Raw genomic sequence first — 12,870 nt, forward strand, 5'->3', positions numbered from 1 at the left:
CACCGCCTAAAGACACAAAGGTTGGAAATCAGAACGCGGGAACTCGGTACATCTGCCCAGCTCGAAACTGGGCTCGCCGCGACGACCGGAGATGGGTGCACCGAGGACGGAGCTTTCGTAGTAGTCCGAGCATGGGAAAGCCATGCACATGGCGAAGGAAAGCAGGAAGACGATAGATTTGCATGATGGAGAAATGATCCATGGACATGGATCGTCAGGCCGACGAGGTCTGGATACTCAGCATTCAGCGCAAGCTCTATCAGTGGAGTCAGGCAAATCCTGACGACCAGTGGCGAGACATGTGGGGTTGGTTAACTGACATCCGCACGCTTCGCTGCGCTTGGCGGCGCGTCTCCTCAAACCGAGGAGCACGAACCGCCGGGATCGACAGGATGACTGTGGGAAGCATTCGGGCTAAACGGGGAGAGAGCCGCTTTCTGGAGGGACTACAAGCCGAGCTGCGCTCCGGCGTATACCGGCCCAGCCCCTCCAAGCGGGTCCTCATACCAAAAGCCGGGAAACCAGGACAGTTCCGACCTCTGGGCATTCCCACGATCAAGGATCGCGTCGTACAGGGCGCGGTCAAAATCTTATTGGAGCCTGTCTTCGAAGCGCAGTTCTGGCACGTCTCCTACGGGTTTCGGCCCGGACGAAACAGCCATGGTGCTTTGGAGTACCTCCGTCGAACAACCTTGCCGCAGAAACGCGACAAGGATACGCGACGGAGCCGGTTGCCGTACCCATGGGTTATCGAAGGCGACATCAAAAGCTGCTTCGACCAAATCTCGCATCACCTCTTGATGAAACGGCTGCGCGCTCGCGTAGGCGATCGTCGGGTGATACGGCTGGTTGGGCGGTTCTTGAAAGCCGGCGTCCTTGCGGAAGACCAGTTCCTCCGCACAGACAATGGAACGCCCCAAGGCGGAATCGTCTCTCCCTTGCTCTCCAATATTGTGCTCAGCGCAATCGAGGAACGCTACGAGAGGTGGACGTATCACCGCACGAAACTCTATGCTCGCCGCAAAAGCGACGGGGTCACGGCGGCGAGACACACACGAATCTCTGATCGCAAGATCGGCCGGTGCGTGTTCTTGCCCGTACGCTATGCTGACGACTTCATCCTGCTGGTATCGGGCACAAAAGAGGAGGCCGAAGCGGAAAGAACCGCGTTGGCCGACTATTTGCGCGAGAGCACAGGACTAGAATTGTCGCCAGAGAAAACAAAGATCACAGCTTTAGTAGATGGATTCGACTTCCTTGGCTTCCATCTCGGTGCCTATTGGAATGAACGCTTTGGCTTCGGCACGCGCGTTCAAATTCCAAAGGCGAAAGTTGCTGACCTGCGTCACCGGATCAAGCAATTGACAAAGCGTAATACCACGCTTGTCAGGCTTGGTGAGAAGCTCCGAGAGATCAATTCCATCCTCCGCGGATGGGCGTACTACTATCGCTACTGTGCCTATGCGTTCGACGTATTCACCAGCATCGACTGGTATGTCGGAGATCGCATATGGCGTTGGTTGCGGTACAAGCGCCCAAAAGCAGCAGTGCACGAGATTCTGGCCTCACGCAGGCCAAGTCAATTTCGACGCACACGTAAGGTCTGGCAGGACGGACCTATTGAGCAATTTGTGCTCGCATGGACCCCAGTCTGCCGGTACCGCCTTGCTTGGATGGAAACACCTGCCTTCGCCACGTCTTCTGGAGAGCCGGATGCGTAACGAAAGACGCACGTCCGGTTCGGGAAGAGGCGGTGAGAAACCGATCGCACAAACGCGACGCGGCGCTCACCGCCTACTTTTACACTTTACGCTGCGTAACGAGGCGCATCTTGATGAAGCCTTCCTGAGGCGGGTCTTTGCCGAAATCGGCGGTTGGATTTACGACGAGACCGGCATCGAAATCCCAGCTGACCAGCAGGAGTTCGAAATCCTCAAAAATCCGCGCGGCAATCTCTCATGCCAGGGCAAAATCAGTTACAAGGGGCCGGTTTCGCCGACCCGGTCCCTGCCTCGCGTCAAGCTCGACCTGACCGCCGATGAACGCGTCGTCCTGCCACCCGAGACGGTAGAAATCTTTCATCCCTATTCCGACGCGCCGGAAGAGGGGATTGAGGTGCTCGCCTACGACTACGTCGAAGCCTTTGCCGAAAAATTCCGCGCTCTGGCTGAACGCACCCGGCCGCGCGATCTCTACGATGTCGTCAACCTCTACCGCAACGCCGATGCCCGGCCCGAGCAGCAACAGTTCGTCACGGTGCTGCGCGAGAAATGCGCGTTCAAAGGCATCCAATTGCCTCAACTCGTCGACATCGAACCGCACCGCGGCGATGTTGAGGCCGGCTGGTCCGGCATGCTCAACCATCAGCTTCCGGCTTTGCTGCCGATCGTGTCCTTCTGGGACGCCCTGCCGGAGATATTTAGGTGGCTTCATGGCCAGGTTGCGGCGCCGGTGCTGCCGACGATGCCGCTTCTTGGTGGTGCTGGTGCCGAAGCGATCCGCGAGCGCATCGTCGGTCTTCCGCCGGGATCACATGGCCAGACCTTCATTGAGACCATTCGTTTTGCCGCCGCCAACCGCTTGCTGGTCAATCTCGACTATCGCGACCAACAGGGCAAGCGATCCACTCGCGCAATCGAAGCCTATTCCTTGCGGCGATCCCGCGCGGGCGATGTTCTGTTGATGGCAGTTCGTGCGGATAGCGGTCAGCCGCGCAGCTATCGCCTCGACAGCATTCTAGGAGTTTCGCAGACGCAGACAACATTCTCGCCACGCTATCCGATCGAGTTGACGCCGACAGGCCCGCAATCGATCCCTCTAACGTCACGGCCTGTCGGCCTTGTGCTGCCCCGAGCCTCAACGCGCCGGCGATCGCGTGCGTCAAGCAGCGGCACCACTTATGTCTTTCGTTGCACGATCTGCGGCAAGCTGTTCGAGCGCAAGAGCCACGACAGCACGCTGCGGCCCCACAAGAACCGTGCTGGCTATCAGTGTTACGGCACATACGGAACCTATGTCCGAACGAAATAGCAGCTGGGCCGCTGTATGAACAAGCTCCTACTGGCTCTGGTCCTCTTGAGTCGTTTCGAGCGTGGAGAATTCAGTCAGCCCTCGGAGGGGCATAACCTGCTCGAGGCTTGCGGCTACCCCGTCACTGAAAAAGGCTTCGTCGGCTCGGCAAACACCCTGCTTAAAGTAGACTGCTGATAGCGGTCAGTTTGATTGTGGCGCTGTTTTGCTGCTGGAATGTTGACCGTCAACGTCGCATATTTCAGGAATGACCAAGGCGCTCGGCACCAAAGAACAGACGATCATGGATTATCTCCATGAGCACGTCTTCGACCCGATTTTAGCGTCACCGACTGCCTCTAACAGCCTTAAGCAGGGCATCAGGCTGACAATTATCCGTATGACGGAGCGCGATGCCGTCGGAATGGTCGATTATTTCTGGGCAGCTCTGAAAGGGACCCCGCGAAGCGTCGGTTTCGCCGCTAAGATGAAGAAGGAGGGGTTTGACAGATTTGAGGAGAAGTTTGAGGAATTTCGGGATCGCTTTGGCAATGATTTTCTGAGCCGACCATGACGCCCAAGCGACCCAGAGACCCCAACCAAGCTCGCTAAGCGGATCATTGACATCGCGACAGGCGAAACGCCTGACCGTAATCCTACGCCCGAGGAGGGCGGGGCTTGCAGTTTCCACGCCGTTGGAAGATGCGTCACACGAAGGCGAGCTCGCGGACCAAGTTTTAGTCGAGAAGTACCGGCGCTGGCGCGAAGACAACCTTCAGCAGGGCGCGCCGGTCCGCATGCAGTGGGCAAACTGGTCAAGAGGCACCGAGCGGTTCTGACGACTAAGCTATGATTCGGACAGGGAGCGCGGAATAACCGTGCACGAAGTTGGATGCAACTCGCTCTGGCTCACCAACGATCTCGATCTCCAAGCGTGCATTCAGCATCTCCTCCCAGAGGATTCTTAGCTGCAGCTCCGCAAGATGCCGACCAACGCAACGATGGATGCCGAATCCGAACGAGAGATGTTGACGCACGTTCTTGCGGTCGATCACGAATTTGTTGGCATCCTCGATGACCTCATCGTCGCGGTTACCGGAGATGTACCACATGACGACCTTGTCACCTTGCCTGATTTGCTTGCCTCCCATGATGGTATCAGCCGTGGCGTTGCGACGCATGTGTGCAATCGGCGTCTGATACCGAATAATCTCGGACACAGCGCTCGACACCAAGCTGGGATTATCCCGCAGCTTTCGTAGCTCGGACGGGTGCTCCTTCATGAACAGCAGGCCTCCGGTGATCGAATTGCGCGTGGTGTCGTTCCCGCCCACGATCAGGAGAATGAGATTTCCAAGGAACTCACGTGGCTCCATATGCCTAGTCGCGGATGAGTGCGCCATCATCGAAATGAGATCAACGCGTGGCTCGGCGTCTATTCGTTCACGCCAAAGCCGAGTGAAATAGTCCAAGCACTCGGACAGGATTGCGCTTCGCTTGTCCCAGCTGTCGATGGCGTGGCCAATTCTCGGAGTTGTAACGGCTATGTCCGACCAGTACGTCAGGAGCCGCCGATCCTCAAACGGAAAATCAAACAGCGTGGCCAGCATCTGCGTTGTCAACTCAATCGAGACCATGTCGACCCAGTTGAAGGTATCATTGCGCGGCAAGCCATCCAGGATCGTCTTGACGCGACGACGGATTAATCCTTCGAGCTTCGCCAGATTGTCCGGTGCGACTATCGGACTTACGGTGTGGCGCTGCTCGCCATGTTTGGGAGGATCCATCTTAATGAAGCTCGGAGTCCAATGCTCCTCGGGCACGTCGACAATCGTCACACCTTGCTCTGACGTGAATATTTTATGATTTGTATCGACGGCCACGATATCGCGGTATTTGGTTATCGACCAATATGGACCGTATGGGCTGTCCTGGCAGTAGTGAACGGGATCCTCCCTTCGCAGCCGCTCGAAGCAAGGCCATATGCTGTCATCTTCAAAGCGCTTTGCTTCGCTTACATCCAGATTGGTCAACGGAATGCAGCACGCATCTTCGTCTCCGCGTGCTTCCAAGCGCGTTTTCATGCGGCCTCCTTGGTCGGTTCTTTCTGGAGAGCCCATGATCTCTGCAAGCCCGGAACCGGATAGGCTCGTTCCGGGTGCTTCAGTTGAAATAGGTTCTCGCCCGAATAGGCAAAGAATATCCAAAAACGCAGCCTAGCCCCCCTACCATTTCCGGCAGGAGCGAAACCGCCGTCACGCTGCGACGCTCTTCGACTGCAACATTCTTTGCGGCGGCGAAGATATTGACGGCCAGCAAGAGGCAACTCCGGGCCACGTGGATGTATTGAGGGGCGAAGCTGAATGATCTCAGCCGTGGGCGTCCGCGCGTGCGGATGAAAAAGGTGCTTCGGTCATGGCCGTCCAAAAAAACCAACACGTCAAAGGTCTTGGACCCGGGCCAGTGAAACTCCGATTTAAGTTCGGCGTTGGGAAGCTCTGAGTTATTTATAACTTATTGATTTTACGTAGCTAATTGCTGTTCTGGACACTATGCCGTCGATGGAATAGTTCTTGACGACTATTCCCTCTATGGAATATATGATCGATGGCGTGGAACGTCGAAAATACGGATGAGTTCGCCGAATGGTGGGGCGAGTTCACAGAGGCGCAGCAGGAAGACATCACCGCAACCGCGGAGCTTCTGATGGAGCATGGCCCGAACCTGCCTTTTCCGCACTCATCCGGAATTGAAAACTCCAGGCACAGCCATATGCGGGAATTGCGCGTGCAAAGCGGCGGCAGGCCCATCCGGGTGTTTTACGCGTTCGATCCGAGACGCGCGGCGATCCTGCTGATTGGCGGAGACAAAACGGGGAATGACCGGTTTTACGATGAGATGATTCCGGTCGCAGACAAGCTCTACGACGTGTACATCGACGAAATCAGGAAGGAGGGGTTGATCAAATGACGGGACATCGCCCATTCAGCGAACTCACCAAGGGTTTTTCTCCTGAGCGCAAAAAGCGGGTGGCATCGCGCGTTTCCGAACTGAAGACGGAGATGGCTCTGCATGAGTTACGTCAGGCTCGCGCAAAGTCCCAAGAGTTTCTCGCTCACGAGTTGAAGGTTGGCCAACCCGCCGTCGCCAAACTTGAGCGCCGCACGGATATGTATGTCAGCAACTTGCGGCGTTATGTCGAGGCCTTGGGCGGATCCCTAGAAGTGACCGCGCGCTTTCCTGATGGCGCCGTAAACATCATCAATTTCGGCGAACTAGGTGACACGAAAACGCCAGAGACTTCCAAAAATCCAGTCAAGACGGCGCTGACGAAGCCTCTCAAGGAGTGCCTTGAGCCCTATCTGGACATGATCAAGACCGCATTCGTCTATGGCTCCTTCGCCAAGGGAGGGGCTACAGCGCGCAGCGATATCGATCTGATGGTGATTGGCGACAATCTCGACTACTCCAATCTCTATAATGCTTCGCAAGACGCCGAACAAAAATTGGACCGCAAGGTCAATCCGACATTCCTTTCGTCGGACGACTGGCGACGGAAGGCGTCGCAGAAAGGCTCGTTCATCCGGAAGGTAAGCGGTCTTCCCAAAATCTTCATTGTCGGGTCGGAAAAAGATTTGCAGGCATGAGCAAGAAAGAACTCGATAGTCTTGCAAAGATTGGGCGGCTGAAAGAAGAGTCTCCATCCCGTGCGGAGTATGACGGCATGCTGGCCGCGGCGCGCACGAGCCTAGCCGATGCTCAAAAGGACCTTGATCCCGATAGCCAGTTTACGCTGGCCTATGGCGCTGCGCATCGGCTGGCGCTCGCGGCTCTGCGCCGCGAAGGCTACCGTTCGGAAAACAGGATCTCGGTCTTCCAGACGCTCGCTCATACGGTTGGCACCAGCGCCGCCGATCTTCAGGTCTTTCTGAAAGCGCACAACGAACGCAACCTCGCCGAATATCAGGGGCGTCAGGATGTTGACGCGCAACTGCTGGCCGATCTCATTCGATGCACGAAGACACTCGAAGTCGCTGTCGCCGCATTGACGCCACCGACCGAAGAGTGATCGTGCACTGCGGGGAATGCGTCCTGGCCTTTACCACTCAACGTCGCGTTCGTCGTCGCAGCGGACACCAGGCAACATGTCCGTCACGACATAGCCTGGCAGAATCCGCGTGGGGCGATGCTTGGTTACAAGTATCCCGGGTAACGGCGCCGTTAATATTGAGGCGCAACCGGTCTCGAACGCATCTTGCGCCACCTTGTCCGGATCACACGTGGTTGTCTGAACTTGAGACGGTGCTCCTTGGTGTCTCGCACCGCCGCTCCTCCCTGGGAATCGGACGCCGAAACCGATGAGAAGAGAGCGGCTCGTTCGAAGGTTTAAGTGTCAATCGGCGTTGGACTGGGACCCCCGATCGGCATCCAAAAGGACCCTCTTTGATCGGCGCGTTCTGGTGGTAGCGCTCGTCTCGTCGGAGCTGGCCGGGATAGCGGAGGCGAGACGAGTGCGGGTGGCGTGATCATCGTCTCGGCTTTTGAATCGCCAGCTATCATTGCCGGTCTCGACGATGTCGCAGTGGTGGGTCAGTCGGCGCGCTCATCTGGCTCAGCTTCGATCCGGGCCGCACGATGTAGGGAGTGACAATAATAACGAGCTCCGTCTCGCGCTTTTGGAATGAAGAGGAACGAAAAAGTGTACCGAGGATGGGCACATCGCCCAGCCAAGGAAACGTATCGATGTCAGTGTTGAAGTTGCGCCTGATCAGTCCGCCGATTGCGAAGCTTTGCCCGCTGGCGAGTTCGACGACGGTGTTGGCACGCCGCGTAGAGAGAGCAGGCACGGCCATTCCGTTCACTTTGACTTCACCCTCTTTCGAAAGTTCACTGACTTCAGGCTTCACGCGGACATTGATCTGATTGTTGCTGAGAACTGTCGGGACGAATTCCAGGCTGATTCCGAATTGACGGAATTGGACCGAGACTTGCCGATTGTCCTGCATGACCGGAATTGGAAATTCGCCACCGGCAAGGAAGCTCGTGGATTCGCCGGACATAGCTGTAAGACTCGGTTCAGCCAGTACCGAAGCGAGCTGCTCGCTGGCGAGCGCATCAAGAACGGCACTGACGTTCATACTGCCAGCGCCAAATCCGATAGTTGCCGTGCCGCCGCCGCCAGCCGCGCCGGAACCGCCACCTTTGCCGCTGCTAAAGCCGAAAGAGAAAGCTCCATTTTGGCCCAACGCAGAGAGGTTGATGCCGAACTCCTTCAGGGCGCTGCGAGAGACCTCCGCCACGCGCACGCTCAGATTAACCTGTAATGACCCCGCCACCTGGACCTTATTGACGACCAGGGCACCCGCACCGAGAAACTGCTCTGTAACCTTCTTAGCGGTATCAACGACGTCGGCATTTGGCGCCGTTCCGCTAAGGATCGCGCCGCGCGGGGTATAGATGACCTGGATCGGATAGTCGCCGACCTCGGCCTTCAGCGTGGCACGCAGATCCTCTATCGGCTGGGTGACCACAACACGAAGCTCGGCTAGAGCCTCTCCATTGTCGTTCAAAGCGAACAGACTGGTCCGTCCCGATTTCTTGCCAAAGACAAAGATGGTCGTGTTCGATGGTGCCTGATAGTCCGCGATCGTCGGGTCGGCAACAAAGATGCTGGCCGCCGGCGCCGGAAGATGAATTGTCTTGCCCTGAGAGGAGGAAAGATTGAGTGTCGCGTTGAGGCTGTCCGGAGCCGGAGCCGGAGGCGAGGCCCCCTGACGACCATCCCGCTTTATCTGAGCTGCCGCTGCGACGGGACACAGCAGAACGATCGCGCACAGGGCCAGGGCAAGATATGGAAGAGCGGCAGACGTCGCGGCGCTGCCGACCATCGACTGTCGGTAGCTGCCAACATCACTATGAAGAGCGAACAAGGGAGCCCTTGCTTTCAGATACATCGACTATGCTGCTGAAGTAACGACATTCAATTCAAGGACGTAGCCGACGCCGCGCGCGGTCGTGATCCGTAGCGTCGCACCCGACTGATTCAAAAGAGTGCGTAGGCGATAGATTCCGACTTCAAGCGCATTGGTGGAGACCTCATTGTCGAACGCATAAAGGCGGTCTTCGAGGGAGGCGCGCGGCACGGTGCGGCCAGCACGGCTGAGCAGATGCTCGAGGATGCCCACTTCGCGGCGCGCAATGCTTAGCAGTCGACCGCCGACTGAAACCTGGCGGGCGATGGGATCGAAATTTAGATTGCCGAATGTAACGACGGGGGTCGTCATTTGCGTTGACCGGCGCAGAATGGCCCGCATGCGGGCGATGAGCTCTTCAGTAGACACGGGCTTTGGCAAGAAATCGTCCGCGCCACCGTTGAAAATCGCGATCCGCCTGCGCAGATCGTTGAGGCGACTCAGCATTATGGCAGGCATCGAACCTCCCTCGCGTCTCATTTGTTTCAGCCACTGCAAGCCGTCTCCATCCGGTAGGCCCAACTCGAGTAGGAGAATGTCGTAGCGGGCATAACCCAGAGCGGCCGCCGCCTCATCCAGAGTGTGTGTCACATCAACGGCGAAACCGAAATTCAAGAGCGCTCCTTTCACGGCGCGCGTAAAGTCTGAGTGATGATCAACCAGGAGAACTCGCATTTCGTCGCCTCTCGTCTCGCCAGGCCAAAGCCATTGAAGCGCATCATCGTCGAACACGGGTGAATCTGAAGAACAGTCGCTTCCGGCTAAGTGTCGGAAGCCGGGATCGAAAGTAGTCGTGGCCAGCGGGGCGAATCCCATCCGATCCATTGTCAGCCGATTGGCGACTGCGACGGTCTGCGGGATCCCGGGCGATGTTCAATTCGAACTCTGCGCCGCGGAGAAGGCTAGAATCATTCAAAGACCCTAGGGCCGCGGCAGCAACGTCACGCATCCGCGCGCCAATCGCCGCAGTGCGTCCGGTCATCGACCTGCCGATAGCAGCATCAACGTCGCCAGCACCCGTCGTCGATCCCGAAGCACAAGGGAGAATGGCCGGCTTTGTAGCTGAATTGACAAGAGAAATGGCCATCTGAAACGCCCCTTGTTGGCGGGAGTCCCCGGTCGGTCTTGCTATGCCGTCGACCCCCTACCGCTAGGCTCGGGCAAAGGTAAGTGCCGCAGGCACGAAGGCAGATTGTGCATCGGGGTTGGATGATGACTCAGAGGCCGCACTTCAGGACGAACCGACCAATCGGTATCGGCTAGACCTGAGAGGGCTCGATCGCCGATGAGATTCGTGCCGAACGCCGGCAATCTCGACGTTCAGTAGCGTCCAACGCTCCCAGTGTTGCATCCCAGCAGGGACAGCGAAGCAATGGAGAAACCGCCTCCGAGCCGGCACCGTCACGCATGTAGTTTGGTCGGTTCCGGCGTCTGCATTCCGCCTCTCGCGGCGAACGTCGGTGGATTGCTCGGATCTCGAACTTGAACCTGGATTGGCCTTCCGCTCGGTAAGGGCGGAGCGAAGAGCGCCAGCTGTGTTCTCGAAGTGCTCGACCCATTCCGCTCACAGGTGCGCCGATGGTGACCGCTTTGTGTGGCGCATATGCGCCAGTAAGCCTTCGAGAGGGGTGATCGAGAAGAGTGGCGGAATCGAGAGGCGAGTCCTTGAACATTTGAGACATTCGCAATTCTTGCTACCCGTTCGCGCGACCGTAGATTCTGTCGCGGTGTCAGAAAGCTTACAATCTGACGCTGGGTACGATTCAAGCCCCTTCGTGGAGAAGGTTGCGTGGATGTGTTGGGGAACTTGAAGCTCGCACGCTCGCTGAGGGAGCAGCGATACGACAGTTGGACCAATCGTGCGGAGCGGAAGTTGCCTGGGATGTTCGGGGGACAATTCTCTCGATGGTCTGCCGCGGCAGCAGTCAGGATGGAAGCGCGCCTTACCTGAGCCTAAAGGTTGCGGCGGACTAATCATTGAGCAGGCGACAAGGCACCAACGTCTGTGATGTCGGACTTGCAACGTGTTGTCGGGACGATGACACATCCGACGGAGCAATAGCTTGACAAATCAAGCTATCGCAATTGGCACGAGGCTTGAAGATGTGAAGCAGGCGAAACAGAGCAGCCTCTAGTAGGACCTGAAGGAGTGGCAGCGGTGGCTTACGAGAATGTCGCTTTTCAGTTTATTCTAAGCGGCGGATGGGACGTCGGCTGTCCCAATGCGGCGATCTATCGCCCTGCGCGCTCGTGCATGGTTTTGTGGCCGTGATTGACTACTGGATCGCAACTCGCGCCAACATCGATGCGCGCACGCAGCTGGGCGCTGCGCCCGTGCCGGGTCCTGCACCTGCCGGCAGTCATATTCGCGAGTCAGCCGAATTCGACCGGCTCGATGCCGAGGTGCGGCGCATGGACTTCGACGGGCCGGTTGCGGTTGATTGGCGGACGGTCAATGCGCTGTCGCTCGACATTTTGTCGAAGCAGTCAAAAGACATTCTGGTTGCCTGTTGGGCGACCTATGGCCTGTTTCGCACCGAAGGCTATCAAGGTCTCGCCGTAGGCTTGGGTGTTTTGCGCGGCATGGTGGAGGTGCATTGGGAGGGGCTGTTTCCGCCGATCACGCGGGAACGTGCGCGGGTCGGCGCGGTCGAGTGGCTCGTTGGTCGCGTCACGTCGGCAATAGTCGAGAATGCGCCGACTGAAGCCGATAGTCCGGCTGTGCTCGCCGCCTATGATGCCCTTGACGACCTCGCTCGCGAACTCAGCCAGAAGCTCGTCGGCGAGCAGGTCGCTCTGGGGGATTTGTTCAGGGCACTGAAATCGCATTACGAAGAAGCCAGGCGCGCGATCGCCGCCGCAGCAGAGCGTGCGGCTGAGACGGCCCAAGCTGCCGAGCAGGCCGCCGCGCCGCCGGCGGAATCCTCTCCACCGGCTGACGCTGCCCAACCGTCAGCGCCGGGTGAAATCGTCTCGGTTGGTACCGACGGCGACTGGGCCGGCTTGATCGACCGTTTGCTCAATATGCTGCGGCAAGCTGCTGCCGCCCGGCGCGTCGTCTCGCCCGCAGACCCGAAAGTGTATCTGCTCAATCGCGTAGGCTCGTGGATGCGCTTTGACGAACTGCCCGCGGATGCAGATGGCCGCACGACGATACTGCCGCCCGGCAATAACGTGGCTGCGTTGGAAGCAAAGGTTGCGGCCGATCAGCACGCCGAAGTCGTGAATATGGCCGAAGAGATCACCTGGACGGAACCGTTCTGGCTCGACGCTCACCGGCACGCTGCAAGTGCTCTGGAGAAAATGGGGCCGTTATTTGAGCCGGCGGCCACCGCTGTGCGCGCCGCGATCGCTCTGTTGGTTAGAGGTTATCCGCGGATCCTGGAGCTTCAGTTCAACGACGGCCGGCCGTTCGGTGACGAGGAAACGCGCGCCTGGGTCACCATGGGGGGAGCGGACCGGTGGGATCCCGTCGGGGCAACGGTTGCCGAGGCAGACAGGCTCATCGTCGCTGGACAGCCGCAGGCCGCATTCAAGAAGCTGTCGGGTGTGTTAGATGGGGCAACCTCGGAACGCGGCCGGTTCATCGGCCGGCTTGCGCAGGCGCGGTTTTGCGTCGAGACCGGCTTCGTCACGACAGCCATTCCGCTGCTGGAACACCTCGAACAGGTTATTGCCGAGCACAAGCTCGAAAGCTGGGAACCTGCGCTCGCGCTCGATGCTGCCGAACTGCGCTATCGCGCGATGACCCATCCCGAGGCACCACAACTCATTGACGAGCCTCCTCGTCGCGCCGCGCTTGAACAGATCCGAAGGCGGGTGGCAAGCATCGATATCGCTCGCGTCAGCCAACTCGGTCGCAGCTGATTTTGTCAGGGATAAGTCGGGG

11 protein-coding genes and 1 pseudogene are annotated in these 12,870 nt (G+C 58.1%); 7 read left to right on the forward strand and 5 right to left on the reverse strand.

Annotation, left to right across the window (positions count from 1 at the left end; all coding sequences use genetic code 11):
• The first annotated feature begins 200 nt into the window (after positions 1-200).
• The 3 genes from ltrA to BI327_RS35255 all read left to right on the forward strand — a co-directional run bounded on the left by ltrA (position 201) and on the right by BI327_RS35255 (position 3,583).
• Positions 201-1,721, forward strand: a complete 1,521-nt coding sequence (gene ltrA, locus BI327_RS35245; protein WP_076865967.1) for a group II intron reverse transcriptase/maturase — start codon at positions 201-203, stop codon at positions 1,719-1,721.
• Entirely contained in the window at positions 1,714-3,030 is a 1,317-nt protein-coding gene (locus BI327_RS35250) for a nucleotidyl transferase AbiEii/AbiGii toxin family protein (RefSeq protein ID WP_076865968.1), read from the forward strand. The genes ltrA and BI327_RS35250 overlap by 8 nt, the downstream gene beginning before the upstream one ends.
• A 247-nt stretch (positions 3,031-3,277) precedes the next feature.
• Entirely contained in the window at positions 3,278-3,583 is a 306-nt protein-coding gene (locus tag BI327_RS35255; RefSeq protein WP_076865969.1) for a hypothetical protein, read from the forward strand.
• A 268-nt stretch (positions 3,584-3,851) separates the two neighbouring features.
• Here BI327_RS35255 and BI327_RS35260 read toward each other — a convergent pair whose 3' ends face one another.
• Positions 3,852-5,093: a cytochrome P450 gene (locus BI327_RS35260; protein ID WP_076865970.1), complete on the reverse strand. Its 1,242-nt coding sequence runs from the start codon at positions 5,091-5,093 to the stop codon at positions 3,852-3,854.
• Positions 5,094-5,172: 79 nt separating this feature from the next.
• Positions 5,173-5,328 (reverse strand): hypothetical protein, encoded by a 156-nt coding sequence (locus BI327_RS42515; protein WP_159450514.1) that lies wholly within the window; start codon positions 5,326-5,328, stop codon positions 5,173-5,175.
• A gap of 288 nt (positions 5,329-5,616) precedes the next feature.
• Here BI327_RS42515 and BI327_RS35265 point away from each other — a divergent pair, with 288 nt between their 5' ends.
• The 3 genes from BI327_RS35265 to BI327_RS35275 are packed head-to-tail and all read left to right on the forward strand — an operon-like array spanning position 5,617 to position 7,078.
• Entirely contained in the window at positions 5,617-5,979 is a 363-nt protein-coding gene (locus BI327_RS35265) for a type II toxin-antitoxin system RelE/ParE family toxin (protein ID WP_076865971.1), read from the forward strand.
• Positions 5,976-6,656, forward strand: a complete 681-nt coding sequence (locus BI327_RS43000) for a nucleotidyltransferase domain-containing protein (protein ID WP_076865972.1) — start codon at positions 5,976-5,978, stop codon at positions 6,654-6,656. Before BI327_RS35265 ends, BI327_RS43000 begins: the two co-directional genes overlap by 4 nt.
• Positions 6,653-7,078, forward strand: coding sequence for a hypothetical protein (locus BI327_RS35275; RefSeq protein ID WP_076865973.1), 426 nt, complete (start codon positions 6,653-6,655; stop codon positions 7,076-7,078). Before BI327_RS43000 ends, BI327_RS35275 begins: the two co-directional genes overlap by 4 nt.
• Positions 7,079-7,402: 324 nt before the next feature.
• Here BI327_RS35275 and BI327_RS43370 read toward each other — a convergent pair.
• The 3 genes and pseudogenes from BI327_RS43370 to BI327_RS35290 form a co-directional block, all read right to left on the reverse strand.
• Positions 7,403-7,606 (reverse strand): annotated as a pseudogene (locus tag BI327_RS43370) (IS21-like element helper ATPase IstB); the annotation flags it as partial.
• A complete protein-coding gene (locus BI327_RS35285) occupies positions 7,566-8,897 on the reverse strand; it encodes a type II and III secretion system protein family protein (RefSeq protein ID WP_083742357.1) in 1,332 nt (443 codons plus the stop codon). The pseudogene BI327_RS43370 and the gene BI327_RS35285, both read right to left, overlap by 41 nt.
• Positions 8,898-8,966: 69 nt before the next feature.
• A complete protein-coding gene (locus tag BI327_RS35290; RefSeq protein WP_076866113.1) occupies positions 8,967-9,656 on the reverse strand; it encodes a response regulator in 690 nt (229 codons plus the stop codon).
• A 1,527-nt stretch (positions 9,657-11,183) separates the two neighbouring features.
• Here BI327_RS35290 and tssA point away from each other — a divergent pair.
• Positions 11,184-12,848 (forward strand): type VI secretion system protein TssA, encoded by a 1,665-nt coding sequence (gene tssA / locus BI327_RS35295; protein ID WP_076865974.1) that lies wholly within the window; start codon positions 11,184-11,186, stop codon positions 12,846-12,848.
• Positions 12,849-12,870: the final 22 nt, after the last annotated feature.

The organism is Bradyrhizobium mercantei (assembly GCF_001982635.1).
Lineage (GTDB): Bacteria > Pseudomonadota > Alphaproteobacteria > Rhizobiales > Xanthobacteraceae > Bradyrhizobium > Bradyrhizobium mercantei.